Annotated in this window: 13 protein-coding genes and 1 pseudogene; 13 read left to right on the forward strand and 1 reads right to left on the reverse strand. The window is 62.9% G+C overall.

Annotated features, from left to right (window positions below; all coding sequences use genetic code 11):
• Nucleotides 1–28: 28 nt before the first annotated feature.
• From cobA to ROSMUC_RS14220, 11 genes are all read left to right on the forward strand, one after another.
• Complete coding sequence (cobA, locus tag ROSMUC_RS14170; RefSeq protein WP_037274439.1) at nucleotides 29–814, forward strand: uroporphyrinogen-III C-methyltransferase; 786 nt, start codon at nucleotides 29–31, stop codon at nucleotides 812–814.
• Complete coding sequence (locus tag ROSMUC_RS14175; protein WP_037274441.1) at nucleotides 807–1106, forward strand: c-type cytochrome; 300 nt, start codon at nucleotides 807–809, stop codon at nucleotides 1104–1106. Before cobA ends, ROSMUC_RS14175 begins: the two co-directional genes overlap by 8 nt.
• Nucleotides 1103–2341, forward strand: a complete 1239-nt coding sequence (locus tag ROSMUC_RS14180; RefSeq protein WP_102105969.1) for a cytochrome D1 domain-containing protein — start codon at nucleotides 1103–1105, stop codon at nucleotides 2339–2341. Before ROSMUC_RS14175 ends, ROSMUC_RS14180 begins: the two co-directional genes overlap by 4 nt.
• Before the next feature lie 3 nt (nucleotides 2342–2344).
• Nucleotides 2345–3334: a siroheme decarboxylase subunit beta gene (ahbB, locus tag ROSMUC_RS14185; RefSeq protein WP_037274443.1), complete on the forward strand. Its 990-nt coding sequence runs from the start codon at nucleotides 2345–2347 to the stop codon at nucleotides 3332–3334.
• Nucleotides 3331–3780 (forward strand): Lrp/AsnC family transcriptional regulator, encoded by a 450-nt coding sequence (locus ROSMUC_RS14190; RefSeq protein ID WP_037274446.1) that lies wholly within the window; start codon nucleotides 3331–3333, stop codon nucleotides 3778–3780. The genes ahbB (ROSMUC_RS14185) and ROSMUC_RS14190 overlap by 4 nt, the downstream gene beginning before the upstream one ends.
• A complete protein-coding gene (gene ahbB, locus ROSMUC_RS14195) occupies nucleotides 3777–4265 on the forward strand; it encodes a siroheme decarboxylase subunit beta (protein WP_037274449.1) in 489 nt (162 codons plus the stop codon). Before ROSMUC_RS14190 ends, ahbB (ROSMUC_RS14195) begins: the two co-directional genes overlap by 4 nt.
• Before the next feature lies 1 nt (nucleotide 4266).
• Entirely contained in the window at nucleotides 4267–5481 is a 1215-nt protein-coding gene (gene nirJ, locus ROSMUC_RS14200) for a heme d1 biosynthesis radical SAM protein NirJ (protein WP_037274452.1), read from the forward strand.
• The gene (locus ROSMUC_RS14205) at nucleotides 5456–7003 is read left to right on the forward strand and encodes a nitrite reductase (RefSeq protein WP_037274455.1); all 1548 of its coding nucleotides are present in this window, start codon (nucleotides 5456–5458) and stop codon (nucleotides 7001–7003) included. Before nirJ ends, ROSMUC_RS14205 begins: the two co-directional genes overlap by 26 nt.
• Nucleotides 6960–7700, forward strand: a complete 741-nt coding sequence (locus ROSMUC_RS14210; RefSeq protein WP_037274458.1) for a sirohydrochlorin chelatase — start codon at nucleotides 6960–6962, stop codon at nucleotides 7698–7700. Before ROSMUC_RS14205 ends, ROSMUC_RS14210 begins: the two co-directional genes overlap by 44 nt.
• Nucleotides 7697–7918, forward strand: coding sequence for a hypothetical protein (locus ROSMUC_RS14215; RefSeq protein WP_037274462.1), 222 nt, complete (start codon nucleotides 7697–7699; stop codon nucleotides 7916–7918). The genes ROSMUC_RS14210 and ROSMUC_RS14215 overlap by 4 nt, the downstream gene beginning before the upstream one ends.
• A 274-nt stretch (nucleotides 7919–8192) precedes the next feature.
• Nucleotides 8193–10031 (forward strand): PHA/PHB synthase family protein, encoded by a 1839-nt coding sequence (locus tag ROSMUC_RS14220; RefSeq protein ID WP_037274465.1) that lies wholly within the window; start codon nucleotides 8193–8195, stop codon nucleotides 10029–10031.
• Nucleotides 10032–10274: 243 nt separating this feature from the next.
• On the opposite strand, the gene ROSMUC_RS14225 is transcribed toward ROSMUC_RS14220, so the two are convergent.
• The gene (locus tag ROSMUC_RS14225) at nucleotides 10275–11768 is read right to left on the reverse strand and encodes an AAA family ATPase (protein WP_102105970.1); all 1494 of its coding nucleotides are present in this window, start codon (nucleotides 11766–11768) and stop codon (nucleotides 10275–10277) included.
• Between the two features lie 167 nt (nucleotides 11769–11935).
• Here ROSMUC_RS14225 and ROSMUC_RS14230 point away from each other — a divergent pair.
• Both ROSMUC_RS14230 and ROSMUC_RS14235 read left to right on the forward strand, forming a co-directional pair.
• Nucleotides 11936–12193 (forward strand): annotated as a pseudogene (locus ROSMUC_RS14230) (Tn3 family transposase); the annotation flags it as partial.
• A gap of 321 nt (nucleotides 12194–12514) precedes the next feature.
• A complete protein-coding gene (locus tag ROSMUC_RS14235) occupies nucleotides 12515–16714 on the forward strand; it encodes a metallophosphoesterase family protein (protein ID WP_037274470.1) in 4200 nt (1399 codons plus the stop codon).
• Nucleotides 16715–16739: the final 25 nt, after the last annotated feature.

Consider the following 16739-nt stretch of genomic DNA (forward strand, 5'->3'; position numbering starts at 1 on the left):
AGAATTGTCCAGCCAAGGAGCCATCCCCATGACACCCACAGGCAAAGTCCATCTGATCGGCGCAGGGCCGGGGGCGGTGGACCTGATGACGCTGCGCGCGCTGCAGATGCTGCAAGAGGCGGAAGCGGTGGTCTATGACCGGCTGGTCAGCCCTGAAATCCTGGCCTTGGCGCCTGCATCGGCACGGCTTGTGCCGGTGGGCAAGGCACCGGGATGCCATACGGTGCCACAGGGGCGCATCAATGAAATTCTTGCGGACCTTGCCCTTGAAGGGCGGATCGTGGCGCGGCTCAAGGGGGGAGATCCGCTGATCTTTGGCCGCGGTTCGGAGGAGGCGGCGTATTTGCAGGCACGCGGCATTGCGGTGGACTATGCGCCGGGCATCACCGCCGCTCAGGGTATGGCCGCCGCGACCGGCGTGCCACTCACGCATCGGGGGCTGGCCACGGGCGTGCGCTATGTCACCGGGCACCGGGCGCAGGGGGCGAAACTCGATCTCGACTGGGCGAGCCTTGCCGATGAAGAGACCACGCTGGTGGTCTATATGGGGGCGGCCAATATCGCGGAAATCGCGTTGAAGCTGATGCGCGCGGGGCTGCCCGGTGCGCTGCCGGTTCTGGCGGTGGCGCATGTCACCACGCCGCGCGAGCTGCGGCATCTGTCGCGGCTTGATCGGATCGGGCTGGAGATGGCCGAACGGCCCTTGCCCGCGCCGGTGCTCTTTGTGATCGGGCATGTGGTCTCGCTCTATCAGGGTGCGGCGGTGCCGATGGATTTGCCGCTGGAATTGCCGGAGGTGATGGCCGGTGAATAGGCTTGCCCTCTTGCTGGCGCTGCTGGGCGCACCGGCATGGGCCGAGCCGGACGCGCAGGCCCTCGCGCGGCTGGTGCATCAGGATTGCGGCTCGTGCCATGGGCTGAGCCTGAAAGGCGGGTTGGGGCCGGATATTCGCGCCGTATCGCTGGGGCATCACGACCGGGAGAGCCTGCAAGCCGTCATTCTGGACGGGATCCCCGGCACGCCGATGCCACCCTGGCGGCCTTTGCTGAGCGCGGCGGAGGCGGCGTGGATTGCCGATTACCTGTTGAAAGGAGAGGACGAATGAGCCGGATCGCGCGTTTTCTTGGGGGCGCTGCCCCCGTCGCCCTGCGGGCGACCCCCCCGAGGTATTTCGGGCCAGATGAACGGGCGGTGCGGCGTGGGTTGGGGGGGCTGGCATTTTTGCTGGCCTCGGTACTGGCCAGCGGAGTGGCGGCGCAGGCCACGGGAGATCTGGGGTTGGTGGTGGAGCGCGCCAGCGGAGCGCTCTTGGTGGTGGATCAATCCGAGCGCGCGGCGCTGGGCCGGATCGAGGGCCTGGGCGATCTGAGCCATGCGAGCCTTGTCTATTCCCCTGACGAGCGGTTTGCCTATGTCTTTGGCCGCGATGGCGGATTGACCAAGGTCGATATTCTGGAGCGGCGCATCGTGGCGCGGGTCATGCAGGCCGGGAATTCCATCGGCGGGGCGATTTCGGACGATGGCCGCTATGTGGCGGTGTCGAATTATGAGCCGGGCGGCGTGCGGGTATTCGATGCAGACACGCTGGCACCGGTCGCGGATATTCCCACCGGCGGCAAGACCATCGGTTTGGTGGATATTCCCGGCACGCGCTTTGTCTTTTCGCTGTGGGATCAGGGTGAGACATGGATTGCCGACCTGTCGGGCAAGGCACCGCAGATCACCAAGATCACGGGCATGGGGGAAAACCCCTATGATGCGCTCGTCACTGGCGATGGGCGGACCTATATCGCGGGGCTGTTCGGTGCGGATCATCTGACCGCGCTGGACCTCTGGCAAGATCCGCCGCAGCCCAAGCCCATCCTGCCCGGTTATGCCGAGGGACGCGCGGGGCTGCCGGTCTACAAGATGCCGCATCTGGAGGGCTGGGCGCTGGCGGGGACGGATTTTGCCCTGCCTGCCATGGGGCAGCATGAGGTGCTGTGGGTCGATGCGCGCAGTCTGGAGGAAAGCGGGCGCACGGCGGTCTATGGCCAGCCGGTCTTTGCCATGGCGCGCCCCGATGGGCGGCAGGTCTGGGTAAATTTCGCGCATCCGTTGAATGACACGATTCAGGTGATCGATACGCTGAGCAAGCAGGTGATCCATGAATTCAAGCCCGGTCCCGGCGTGCTGCATATGGAGTTTACGCCGCGCGGTCACGAGGTCTGGCTGTCGGTGCGCGATGCGGGGCGGGTCATGGTCTATGACACCGAGACCTTTGAGAAGCTGCGCGAGATCGAAGCCGACAGCCCGTCGGGTATTTTCTTTACCGCGCGGGCGCATAAGACGGGGTTGTGAGCGATGGAGCATTTTGCCGATCCGATTGACCGGGCGCTCTTGAACGACTGGCAGCGCGATTTCCCGGTGGCCACGCGCCCCTATGGGGTGTTGGCGCAGAGCCTTGGCACCACGGAAGCGGATGTGATCGCGCGGCTGCGCGCAAAGCGCGCGGCGGGGCAGATCACGCGGGTGGGGGCCACGGTCACGCCCAACACGCTGTCGGCCAGCACGCTCGCGGCCGTGGCAGCACCGGAGGCGCGGATTGACGAGGTGGCGGCCATCATCGGCGCGGAGCCGGGGGTGAACCACTCCTACTTGCGCGAAAACCGCTGGAATCTGTGGTTCGTGGCCACGGGGCCGGACCGGGCGCATATCGACCGGGCGCTGGCGCGGATTGGCGCGCGCAGCCGGTTGCGGGTGCTGGATCTGCCCTTGGTGCGCCCTTTCAACCTTGATTTGGGGTTTTGTCTGCGCGGGGCGCGGGCACGGGTGCCGCAGGTGGCGGCCCCTGATCTGGCAGTTTTGCGCGCTGGCGACCGGGCGTTGGTGCAGGCGCTGACCGAGGGTCTGGCGTTCGAGGCGCAGCCTTATGAGAGGCTGGCAGCCCGGTTGGGGCAAAGCGAGGCCGAGGTGATGGCGCGTATCCGTGCGCTGAGTGCGGCGCGGATCATCGCGCGGTTTGGTGTCATCGTGCGGCACCGGGCGTTGGGCTGGCGGGCCAATGCGATGGTGGTCTGGGATCTGCCCTCTGAGGCAATCACCGAGGCCGGGCCGCAATTGGCGGCGAGCCCCGGTGTCACGCTCTGCTATGAGCGGCGGCCGGTTGAGGGGGTCTGGCCCTATCGGCTCTATTCCATGATCCATGCCCAGAGCCGGGCGCAAGCGTTGGCGGATCTGGAGTGCGCCGCCGCCCTGCCCGCGCTGCGGGATGTGCCGCATCTGGCGCTGTTTTCCAGCCGGTGTTTCAAGCAGACCGGGGCGATGGTGGCGGATGAAAGGAGCCTTGCATGACGCTCGATGCGATGGACCGGCGGATATTGAACCGGCTGCAAGAGGGGTTTCCCATCGTGCCGCACCCCTTTGAGGCGGTGGGTGCGGAACTGGGCTTGAGCGGTTGCGATCTCGTTGCGCGGCTGGAGCGGATGCAGGCGGAGGGCGTGATCACGCGCTTTGGCCCGTTTTACGATGCCGAGGCGATGGGCGGGGCGTTTTGCCTCTGTGCCATGGCGGTGCCTGAGGCGGAATTCGACGCGGTCGTGACAAAAGTCAATGCGCGCCCGGAGGTGGCGCATAATTATCAACGCACACACCGGCTGAACATGTGGTTCGTTCTGGCCACGGAAACCGAGGGAGAGATTGCCGGGGTGGCATCGGAGCTTGAGCGGGAAACGGGGCTGCGCGTGCACCGTTTCCCCAAGCTCAGGGAGTTTTTCATCGGATTCAGGGTAGCCGCATGACGATTGACGCCACAGACCGCCGGATCATCGCAGCCACGCAAGGGGGGCTGCCCTTGGTGCCTGCGCCCTATGCTGCCGTCGCGGCAGGGTTGGGGATGAAAGAGGACGTGCTCTGCGCGCGGCTGCGCGAGATGCAGGCGCAGGGTGTCATCCGGCGCATTGCCGTGGCCCCCAATCATTATGCCTTGGGCATGGTGGCCAATGGCATGTCGGTCTGGGATGTCGAGGACGGGCAGATCGCCGAGTTGGGGACGCTGGTCGGCGCGCTCGACTATGTGAGCCATTGTTATGAGCGCCCGCGCGCCCTGCCCGCGTGGCGCTATAATCTCTTTGCCATGATCCATGGCGCAAGCCGGGAGGCCGTCGAAGACAAGCGGCAGGCGATTGCCGCGCTCTTGGGTCCGGCGTGCCGGGCGCATGACATTCTCTATTCCACACGGATTCTCAAGAAAACCGGGCTGCGACTGCGGCCCAAGGAGGGCTGAGATGTTTCGTCTCACCGAATATATGCATCAACTGGTCAATCCCACGCCGCTGCGCCGCAGGGGGGCCGGGCCGGTCAAGCCGGTGGTGATCTGGAACCTGACCCGGCGCTGCAATCTGAAATGTCGGCATTGCTACACGGTGTCGGCAGATGTGGATTTTCCGGGCGAGTTGAGCCACGATCAGGCGATGGCGACACTGGCCGATCTGGGGGATTTCGGCATTCCGGCGCTGATCCTGTCGGGGGGAGAGCCGCTGGACCGGCGCGATCTGTTCGAAATCGCCGCAGAGGCGCGCAAGCGGGTGCGGATGCTGGCGCTGAGCACGAACGGCACCAAGATCCATGGCGAGACCGCCGACCGCGTGGCCGAGATCGGATTTGATTACGTGGGCATCTCGATTGACGGGGTTGGGTCGACGAATGACTGGTTTCGCGGGGTCGAGGGGGCCTTTGCAGATGCGTTGCGCGGGGTACGGGCCTGCAAGGCGCGGGGCATCAAGGTGGGGCTGCGGTTCACGCTGACGCGCGATAACGCGCCGCAACTGACGGATTTGTTGCGGCTTTGCGATGATGAGGGGGTGGACAAGTTTTACCTCTCACATCTGGTCTATGCGGGGCGCGGCGACAAGAACCGGGGCGAGGATGCGATGCATCGCCACACACGGCAGGCGCTGGATGCGTTGATCGACCGGGCTTGGGTGGCGGCGGCGGAGGATGCACCGCTGGATATTGTCACCGGCAACAACGATGCCGATGCGGTTTACCTGCTGCATTGGGCGGCGCGGCATTTCGAGGCGGAGCGGGTGGCGCATCTGCGCGCACATCTGGAGGCCTGGGGCGGCAATTCGTCGGGCTTGGGCGTGGCCAATATCGACACGCTGGGGCGGGTGCATCCCGATACCTATTGGTCGGATTACACGGTGGGCAATGTGAAAACCGCCAAATTTTCCGAGATATGGACCGGAAGCGATCCGATGCTGGCGCAGTTGCGGCAACGTCCGCGCCCTCTCAAGGGGCGGTGTGGGGACTGTGCGTTTCGCGCAGTGTGCGGCGGCAACACCCGTATTCGGGCGCTGCAACTGACCGGCGACCCCTGGGCCGAGGACCCGGCCTGTTACCTGAGTGATGCCGAGATTGGGGTGGAAAGCGCCCAAGCCCGGCTGACCGTGACCCCATTCCGAGGCAAGAGACATGATCCGGTTCACCGTTTTATCTAGCATTCTCATGATGAGCGCAGGTGTGGCGATGGCCGATCCAGCGCAGATTTACCGCGACGCCTGCGCCGAGTGTCACGGGGTGGCGCGGCTGGGTGGTCAGGGGCCTGCGCTCATCCCCGAGAGTTTGGGGCGGATGCGCGGGCCCAACCTGATCGAGGTGATCGCCAAGGGGCGGGCGGCGACGCAGATGCCCGGTTTCGGCGATGCGCTGAGCGACGAGGATCTGGCAGCACTGGCCGAATGGTTGCACACACCTTTAGCGCAGGCGCCGGTGTGGGAGGCCGAGGACATCGAGGCGACGCGGTGGTTCGACCCCGAGTATCACGCCGCCGAAGCGCCGGTGTTTACCGCCGATCCGCTCAATATCACGCTGGTCGTGGAAACCGGCGACCATCATGTCAGCGTTCTGGATGGCGACACATTCGCGGTGCTGGACCGGTTCGAGACGCCATTTGCCGTGCATGGCGGGCCAAAGTTCAGCCCCGAGGGGCGCTATGTGTTCATCATGTCGCGCGATGGCTGGGTGCAGAAATACGATATCTGGTCGCTCAAACAGGTGGGGCGGGTGCGCGCAGGCCTCAACAGCCGCAACATCGCGATGAGCGCCGATGGCAAATGGCTGGCGGTGGCGAATTACCTGCCGATGACGCTGACGCTGTTGTCGACCGAGGATCTGAGCGTGGCGCGCGTGATGCCGGTGATCGGCGCGGATGGCACCCCAAGCCGCGTTTCGGCGGTCTATCAGGTGCCGCAGCGCGACAGTTTCGTGCTGGCGCTCAAGGATGTGCCCGAAATCTGGGAGGTGGCGACCGACCCGGAGGCAGAGCCGGTCTATGAGGGATTTGTCCATAGCCGCGAGAAGGGCATGGTCGAGGCGCTACCCTCGTCCCAAGGCCTGTTCGCGCGCCGCCGGATCGAGGTGCGCGAGCCGCTGGATGACTTCTTTTTCTCGGATGATTACCGGCATCTGATCGGGGCCACGCGCGATTCCGAACGCGGCGTGGTGGTCAACCTCAACGTGGGCCGCGAGATTGCCGAATTGCCGCTGCCCGGTATGCCACATCTGGGATCGGGCATTTCATGGGAGCGCAATGGCCATCGGGTGATGGCGACACCGCATCTGAAAGAGGGCGTGTTGTCGATCATCGATACGAATGACTGGAGCGTGATCAAGACCATCGCCACCGAGGGGCCGGGTTTTTTCCTGCGCAGCCACGAGAATTCGCCCTATTTCTGGGCGGATGTGTTCTTTGGCCCGAACAAGGATGTCATGCATGTGATCGACAAGCAAAGCCTTGAAATCGTGCGCACATTGCAGCCAGAGCCGGGGGCCACGGTGGCGCATGTGGAATTCACCCGCGACGGGCGCTATGCCTTGGTGTCCATCTGGGAGGACGACGGCGCGGTGATCGTCTACGATGCGGCCACGCTGGAGGAAGTGACCCGGCTGCCGATGCGCAAGCCCTCGGGGAAATACAATGTCTTTAACAAGATTACATTCTCGGAAGGAACCAGCCATTAAACCCGCAGCCATCATCGTAAGCCACGGCCAGCCCTCGGACCCGGACCCGGCAGAGGCGGCGCTGGCAGGATTTGCCGCCGAGGTGGCGCGGTCCCTGCCCGGCTGGCATGTGGGATCGGCCACCCTGGCCAAGCCCGGCGCGCTGGAGGCGGCGCTGGCCGATGCCGGGGCAGGCGCGCGGATTTTCCCCTATTTCATGACCGGGGGCTGGTTCACCGGAGAGGCGTTGGTGCAGCGGCTGGAGGGGTCGCGCGCGGTGGTCTTGCCGCCCTTTGGTCTGGACCCTGGATTGCCGGGGCTGGCGGCGGCGCTCTTGACCGACGAGATGACCGCACAGGGCTGGCACGCGCCGGAGGTGCGGGTGTTTCTGGCCGCGCATGGATCGGGGCGCAGCACGCAGACGGCGCGGGACACGCAAGCGTTTGCCGCAGCCCTGGGCCAGCTTTTGCCCGTGGCGGAGCTGCGGGTGGGATTTGTCGAGGAACCGCCCTATCTGGCGGATCAGGCGTTCGATCTGGGCACGCGGGCGATTTGCCTGCCGTTCTTTGCCGCCAAGGGCGGGCATGTTCTGGACGATATTCCCGAGGCGCTGGATCTGGCGGAGTTTCAGGGTGTGTTGCTGGAGCCGATCGGCTGTGCGCCGGGGGCGGCGGCGCTGGTGGCGCGCAGTCTGGCGCGGGCACAGGTGCCGGCATGAGGCGCGCGCGGCTTTTCCTGCTGCTCTACCCGTTCACGGCACTGGCGGTGGCGATCAATCTCTTCATGCTGGCATTGATGGGGCAAGCCTTGGGGTGGCCCGCGATGCCGCCTGTCACGGCGCTGATGCTCTGTTGGCCACTTGGCCTACCGGTCAATTGGCTGGTCACGCGCTGGGTGCGCGGGCTGATTGACGAAGCAGAACGCGGCGCGTCCTGACCGGGTATCGGCCGAGATGGCCGCTGAGGCCGCTTGATGGCTTGCGTTGGACTGCGCCCTGTCGCGCGCGTATTTGATTCATATCAGGGGCAATGCCTGAAATCCGGAGGATACTCTGTCGCGGAATGGTTCTTCGCCCTGACCTCCGGGCGGCGGGCGTGTCTTGTGTGCCTTACGAGTTGTCCGGGTCTTTTGCGCTGGACCGTCAAAGACGCGGATCAGACGACCGCAGAGGCGGGGTTGGCCCCCTCAGATCCAAGGAGAGCAGTGCAGCATGGCCCGCAAACCAACCCTTCGCGAAACCCCGTTGCCAAAGACGGCGGCGGCAAAGCCCCTGTCCGTGGTGGCACCCTCGGTGCAAACACCTGCCCAAGCGCCGTCCGCTGACAAACGCGACCCGCACCCCCATGCAGCGCTGGACCGTGCCGCCATGGCGAGCCTCGCCCGGTTTACCGGCGGGTTGTCGCCACATGCGATGATCGACGCGTGGAGCGATTGGGCGATGCATCTGGGCCGCGCGCCGGGGCGGCAACTGGAGCTGATGGAACGGGCGCAGTCAAACGCGTTGAAGCTGATGCATTTCACCGCCGCGCAGATGTTTGGCCAGACCGCGGACAAGCCGTTCAAGCCGGGGCGTTATGACACCCGCTGGTCGCATCAAGGCTGGGACAAGCCGCCCTATGCTCTTTGGCAACAGGGGTTTCTGGCGACGCAGGATTGGTGGCATGCGGCCACCTCGGAATTGCGCGGATTGCGCCGGCAGAACGCGGATCGGACCGGCTTTTTGATGCGGCAGCTTCTCGATACCGTGTCGCCGTCGAATTTTCCGCTGGGCAATCCGGAAATTCTGGACAAGACGCTGGCGAGCGGGGGGCGCAACCTGATCGACGGGGCTGCGCATTATGCCGATGACGCCCGTCACATTCTGGCGCAGGAACATCGGCCGGTGCCAGAGGCGTTCGCGCTAGGCGAGGTTCTGGCCAGCACACCGGGGGTTGTGGTCTATCGCAATGACCTCATGGAATTGATCCAGTATACACCGACCACGGCAAAGGTGCAGGCCGAACCGGTGCTCATCGTGCCAGCCTGGATCATGAAATACTATATTCTCGATCTTTCGCCCGAGAACTCTCTGGTGCGGTGGTTGGTTGGGCAAGGCTATACGGTGTTCTGCATTTCCTGGCACAATCCGGGCGCGGACGATGCCGAGCTGTCCCTTGAGGCGTATCGCAAGCAGGGGATCATGCAGGCGCTTGAGGTCATCAACGGGATCGCGCCGGGACAAAAGGTGCATGCCAATGGCTATTGTCTTGGCGGCACGCTGCTGGCCATCGCGGCGGCGGCGATGGCGCGCGACGGCGATGACCGGCTGGCGTCGGTCACATTGATGGCGGCCCAGGTGGATTTCGCCGAAGCGGGCGAATTGCTGTTGTTTCTCGACGAAAGTCAGGTCGCATTCCTGGAGGATCTGATGTGGTCGCAGGGCTATCTGGACCGGCCACAGATGTCAGGCGCCTTTGCAGCGATCCGGTCTGAGGATCTGATCTGGTCGCGCGCGGTGCGGCGTTATTTCCTGGGAGAGTCGGATTTGCCCACAGATGTAACGGTCTGGGTCAATGACACGACACGAATGCCCGCCCGGATGCATTCGGAATACCTGCGCGGGATTTTTCTGGAGAACCGCATTTCGGCAGGCCGGTTTGCCGTGGACGGCAAGGTCATCGCGCTCAAGGATATTTCAGTGCCGCTCTTTGTCATCGGCACCGAGACCGATCATATCGCGCCGTGGCGGTCCGTCTACAAGACAGCCCTGTTTACCGATTGTGATCTGCATTTTCTGTTGACCAAAGGCGGGCACAACAGCGGCATCCTGTCAGAGCCGGGGCATCGGGGGCGGCATTATCGGATCGGCCATCGGCCAGAACTGGCGCTTTACCGCGATCCCGACACCTGGCTTGCAGGGCATGAGCCGCGCCCTGGGTCATGGTGGCCGGAATGGGCAGGCTGGCTGGCCCGTCAAAGCAGCGGGGCCGTGCCTGCGCGCACGCCCGGCGCAGACCCGGCCTATCCCGCGCTGGAGCGGGCACCCGGAACATATATCCACCAGACGTGATGATTGTTCCCGAGGCAAGAGACCCGGGGGCCAAGCTTAGCTTTGAACTCTGGCGAATGTTTTTTTCGTTTCCTCATTTCGGATCGTCTCTTTCACCATACGCTCCACCTTAACGGCTGGTCCAAATTTCCGCGACCACCTCTTCGCCTTTTTGTTGAGCGCGCGCTTCGATGCGTGAGTGTCTGCACTGTAAGGGCCGGGCAGAATAGGTTCATGACATTTCCTTCCCTATGCGCAGCGCTTTCACCCCAAAGACATTCGTGCAGAGCCTTGCGAAGCATGGTAATAGTTAAAAAGCTCGACATCACGCGCGGTCATATCCCTGACGCGCAGGAGATGCTTTGCTAACGTTATGAGCTTTGCCTTGTGTTCTTTCATCAAGGCAAGAGCGTTGCGCTTAGCTTCCATCAGATGCTGTTCTGCACGCCGCCTCACATACCCGGGTACGCTCCAGATATCTGTTGCCGCTTTTGCGTCCCAGAGCAGCCCTGTTTCCCCAAAGCCCCACTGTCGTTCTATGGACATGGCTATAGACGTCGCTTTAGCCAAATCACTTTCATCACCAATACCAGCGCCCGAGCTTGGTGCGCCAAGCACACATATTTCCGACGCCCTTCCCGCCAAGAGGACGACCAATCGTTCTCGAGCCTTAGAGGGCGTCATGAAGCTAAACGGTTCGTGCTCAACTTTCCCCCCCTCGCCGGTCAGACACACACGTTTTGGCAAGGACCACCCAAGTTGCGTCATAGCAACCACATGTCCGGCCTCGTGTATTGCAGCCCTACGCAGAGTTTCAATTTCAGGCTTTGGCGCAATCCTGTCGGCCGCAGCCTCTAGATGCGCTTGGTTGACTGGAACGGCATCTGCCCGCGCACGCCCAAGGGCATCACGAACAACCGCGTCCGCAACTGCACCCGATTGCCCAAGCAGCTGGTCTGCTATCGAACACAGATCCAGCCCCCCAACGTTGGTACTGCCAATCTTTGATGTCAGAATTGCCTCAATCCCCTTCTTGTCAGGAAGCGGCACATGCAGTTTGAGATCGAACCGACCGCTGCGAATGACTGCGGGATCAACGGCTTCCAACGAATTTGTCGCCCCAAGCAGGATCAGCCCCTCAACATCCTTCGCGCGGTTGATCTGTTCGAGCAAGCCATTGACGACGCCGCGCATATAGATTGAGTTAAACTCCGGAGTGTCTCGTTGCGTGAAGCTGTCCAGCTCGTCGATGAACAACACAGCCGGAGCGGCATTTTTTGCGTTGGCGAAGGCCTTGTCCAACGCGGCTAGCATGTCCCCCTGATGGCCATGCTTCTGGCAATCCGCGTAGGACGTGGAGATAATCGGGATACCAGCAGAGCCCGCAAAGGCGCTCGCGAGCGTTGTTTTACCGGTCCCTAGTGGCCCATAGAATACGGCGCTCGATGTCACTTCATCCCATGCAAGTTCCCCTGTTCGCCACGCGTTCAGCTCGTTGAGAATTTGGTTCAGATAGGTTCGAACCTCACCCACTCCATGCACAGCATCGAGGGTCAGGTCTGGCTGACCGATCGTCATTTTCTGGGCGATTTCAGCGAGCCGATCTGCGACTTTCAAGGTTGTTGGTGCCGCGAAGGCTGCATCAATCTGCGCCGGCGCCACCCTTTTCAGTAGCTGTTCAGACGGCAATCGGTTGCGAATGTCGGTCTCCGCAAGCTGACCGGTTGTACTGTGGGTCAACCGCAGGGTCTCGATCACTATATCCGATTTGAGGCCCCACCAGTCGACCTTCTGCGCAACAAGCGCGCGCGTTGCGGCAGATAGGCCACTACCTCATGTGGAAAACGAAAGCCCTTCAGGAGCGGCATGCAAGACGGGATGAGCATGCCAGAGCTCTACCGCCTACCGCAGACACAAACAACTTGGCAATGCCGAAGCGGGCCATGGCGCTCAACCTCGTCATCGCCGCCATCACGTTCTGGAATACAATCTACATGGACAAGGCCGCCAGCTACCTCGTGCAGACCAGCTCGCTCTACGACGTCAAACTGCTTGCCCACACATCGCCCCTCGGGTGGGAGCACGTCATCCTATCCGGCGACTTCGATTGGCATTCTGGAGCCGCAGACCGCAAAATTGCGCGCCCCCTGAACATCAGGCCAGCCAGAGACTGGGGAACCTGAAGGTGTTCGCTGAAAGTTCCTCCTTAGCGTGGTTCTACGAACAAACCTTCCGATGGCGCCGATCACCGATTTCGGATAGTGAACACCTTTGAACTCTATCACGCCAACCGCCTCTTACCAGCTCCCTGACAACGCTGAACTATCATGCGCGCTCCGAAAGTAGAAAGTTTGCGGCAATACCGTTCAATGGGCGGGAGCGGGTCGCATCTGTCGCGGGGGACCGACACCGGACCGCTGCCCGACTTCGGGCGCACGATCGTCTACGAAGTAGACGGAATTGACAAAACGGGCCGTGTCCCTTACACTTAATCAAATTTTTTAGTGTTTTCGATCAAGACTTTTTCGGGAACATGCCCTTTTTTTGCGCTTTTTTACGGCTTTTTTGATGTGCCCAATGATGACCCGCCTCCGTTCACGCTACGACCGTCAACCGAATGGCCGCTTCTTTTGCTCGGGCCGTTTGTCCGTAAAGTCACGCGGACAAAAGCGCATATCTTCATTGCAACCAAGGAACGCTGCTCCGCCCAGATCCTGATCCGAGAGGGCTTTCACGCCTATACCGCGCTGAACGACGGTTCAGAGGCGGACCAGGTGGAATTGCACCAATTGGGCTTGAACCTCTATGTGGGGCTTTTGGAAGTGGATCTGCCCAACCCCGGCGCAGAGAATGTCTACAGCTACGACGTGCAACTGCGCGACCTTGGTAGCACGGGGCCACTGTCTTATCGCCGACTGAACGATCTGGGCCTGCTGGGGAATCCGGATTTCTCGGGAAACGTCACGCTCGAAAGCCACGCCCCCCTCGGCTATGCTCAGAACCTGCTGCCGAGCTTTGTGACCCCGCCCGACAACCCCCTGCAGCTTCGTATCGCGCAGGCCTCGTGTCGCAAGCCTCATGGCAACCCTGATAGCGGGTACGAACCCGACGCGGTACCGATCCTCGACGAGATCATCGCGCGTGCGATCCAGGAACGCGAAATCGAGGATGCCGAGACAAACCTGCAATTCAAGGATTACGCAGGCAACACCATCTCTGGCCCGCAGTTTCCACCGACGGAGCTGACGGAACGTCCCCACCAGCTGATCCTTACCGGGGATCAGATCTATGCCGATGATGTCGCCCCCGCCCTGCTGGACACGATCATCAGCGTCTCCGAAGAGCTTTTTGGCTGGCACGAGGCACTACCGGGCATCAACGAGGGTGTGAACGGCTTTCTGGTCCAGCCGGGCTGGCGATCGCGCTACCTTGTGCTAAGCGGCGTCAAGGAACCGGCGAAGGACCTGAAATCCGACTATGACCAGAGCCACCTTCTGCGCTTTGCCGAATGGGTGACGATGTACATGATGGCGTGGTCGCCCGCACTCTGGCCGCGCACGCCCGACGAAAGCAAGGTGACCCTGCGCGAGGCCAAGCCCCGCCTACCGATTTCAGAGGCAATCGGTCTTCTGGAGATGGCCGAGTGGATCAACGCGCGTCTGCCGCAGCGCCAGGCGACGCAGCCGGTGGAACAGGGCGTGCGGCGCGCCACGCCGATCACGGCGCTGCTGGATTACGCTGCGGGCAAAGCGCGCGATCAACTCAAGGCTGCATCCGACAACGAAAAAGCGCGCAATGAGATCTTCACCAAGACACGCGAGCCGGCGATCCAATACGGCAGCACAGCCGTCTATGTGCGGCGCGTGCTGGCGAACACGCCCACCTACACGATGTTCGATGATCACGAGATCACCGACGACTGGTTCGTCACCCGCGACGTGGCAGAACGGCTCTTGGGCTACGACCCGATCAGTGCCAGTGCGCCTATGCCCGGACCCACCATCCCCGGTCCGAATGGCACCGTGCCGCCCGAGAATTTCTGGGGCGCCCATGTCGGTCCGAGAATCCTGCGCAACGGGCTCTCGGCCTACGCGATCTTCCAGCACTGGGGCAACGTGCCCGAGGATTTCGCCGGCTGGCAGAACCATGTCGCGAGCCCGGCCAGCAGTTTCGACAACTGGGAGGCCGACGGCATCAGCATCGGCGCTCGCCTACTGCACCTCTGGCGGCCCGGGGGACAGACCCCGCACCCACTATCGCCCCCCTTGGCCGGGCCCCATGTGGACCCCGACATCATCCGCGGCACCCTGTGGTGGGCAGGAACCGGGGGCGGCACCCCGCCGCCGGGCACGCAAGACGAGTGGTTGGCCTATACTTGGGCGCCGCATTCCGAAACCCGCGCCGCTGACGATCTGTTGCGCATCGGCGATGCGCCTGATGCCAGCACCGGGCTGATCCCCGTGACCGGCACGCCTGAGAATCGTGCGGCGTTCAAATCCTTCCGCTGGGACTACGCCATAGAATTCGACAGTCATCGCCTGATCGCGCTGGACAGTCGGACTTGGCGCCGCTTTCCGACAGATGCCAACACCAACCCTATCCCCGGCGTGAACATTCCAACCACCACGCTGATGGCGCGGGATGCCACTGCCGGCGTGCTGGAGACCTACGCCCAGGTCTGGACCGGTCGGACCAACCAGCCCTGCGTGCAGCTTGGCCTGATCATGCAGAACCTCGCCGACGTGCTGCAGGCGACCTACCTCGAAAATCCGCCCGCCGAAGTGGAGACCTTCGCCACGCGATCTGCGAGGTTCGGTGCCTCGATCCTGACCTTTGTCACCGGCGCGCAATCCCCGGCCCTGCAGCAGGTGTCCGATGCCATGGACACTTATTTTGCCGAGGTCAATGCCACCGCGGATGCGCGCTACACCACCCGGCCAGCGATGACCGATGACAAGGGGTACTGGCTACGGGCGGCCGCCATCCTGAAAGAGGTCGCAAAGCTGACGATCGCAAACCAGGATGTCTCAAAGCCGATGGCCGCGCTCGGTCATTACGTGGATCGCCTCTCTGCTGGCAGCGAGGTCTCCGCCGTCCGGTCGCTGCGCAAGGCGATCAATGTGGGCGCGGACCTTACCGATCTGCTCTCCACGCTGAACCCCACCTCGCAGCAACAGTTCTACCTGCAACCCACGGTCACCGATCTGGCCGCGATCCAGGCCGGGCGTGTCGCCGCGATCGCCGCGCTTACCGCGGCCCAGGGCGCGATGAACGCCCATGAGTCCTCCGAGCGGCTCTTCCGCGACGGCAGCGGCTACATGGCCGCCGAGCTGATCTCGGAGGGTGCGCTGACCTGGATGGTGACCGAGCCCATCACAACACTTGCGCCGCAGAAGGAAACCGTAATCCTCGCCTCGGCGCCGATCTTCGGGGTCAACAAGGTCGAACAGTTGCAGCGCGCGGCGGTCGCCAAGGGCACGATCGACGGGCTACCCGCGGCTGAAGAATACGATTTCGAAGCTTGGTCCGCGAACCCCGTGGGCTTCGACAACCTGATGATCGCAGCCAAGGACCTCAAACGAGCTATCGTGCTGTCGGGCGACGTGCATTACGGGTTCTCCAGCGTCAACCAGGTCACCATCGACCGAATGGACGTGGACACCACCTATGTGCAGTTTTGCTCTTCGGCCTCCAAGAACAGCGATGGCGTGACCAAGAAACTGGGAACCTTTGGGTACCTGGTCTTCGACGAGAGCCCCGACGAGGACATCGCCCAGTTCAACGGCGCCGAGATCCTGCGCGACGGCTGGGGCTACTGGAAGACCGTGAACGGCGACCAGCCACTGAGCAACAGCGAGGCGCTGTTCTTGGAATGGCTCGATGCCGAGATAGAGGACACCATCTCAAAGACCGCGCAGGAATACCATCTCGACGACCTGCAACTGATGCGCGCCGAGCTTCTCGCCGTGCGCACGCCGGAGGACTATCTCAATTGGCAGGTGCGGTGGTTCCTGCAACCTCCCGTCCGGGCGCTCGGGCAGGTCGCCGGAAACCCGCAGCACTATTCGCAACAGGCCTACAACTATCTGTCGAAGGCGCCCAAGAACGCGCTCATCGCGTTCAAGGATGAAAGCCTGTGGAGCATGGTGCGCCTGTACCGAGATCTCGTCGCTGCCGTAAACGACCCCAAGAAGGCCGTCTTCGGGCACCGGCTCTATGGCCGCGACGTACTCAACCGACTCGCCTTCGACGCCTACCGCCAGATGGGCATCGATGCCTCCTACGGCTATCACATCCGCACCCGATCGCTGTCGGACACGCAGGGCTTCGGGCGCCTCGCGCTCTACGGTGCGCGCTACCGCTATTCGCTGGAGGGCAAAAACGAGCCTAAGATGCGCTACGCCAATATTCAGGAGACCCATATCGTCGGCAGCGCGAATGTGGGGCTGGTGCGGTTCATCAACACTCCTGCTGGGCCGGGCGCGCTACATCACATGCTGTTCTACCCCGATCCCTCCCATCCCGGCATGGTCACCAAGCCACCTGGCCCGCTCCTGAGCAGCAAGGTCACCCAGCCCGATATAGGCGAGGTCACCGGCCTGAAACACCCGCGGATGGACTGGATGGCTACGCGGCACGAAGGAAGCTTCGACGGCACGACCGAGCCCATCGGGGCGCTGGGAGGTGGCAATGCCGGACCGTGACCAGGCAGCCAGACGCCCCGGCCGC

Source organism: Roseovarius mucosus DSM 17069 (genome assembly GCF_000768555.3).
In the GTDB taxonomy this organism is placed as follows: Bacteria; Pseudomonadota; Alphaproteobacteria; order Rhodobacterales; family Rhodobacteraceae; genus Roseovarius; species Roseovarius mucosus.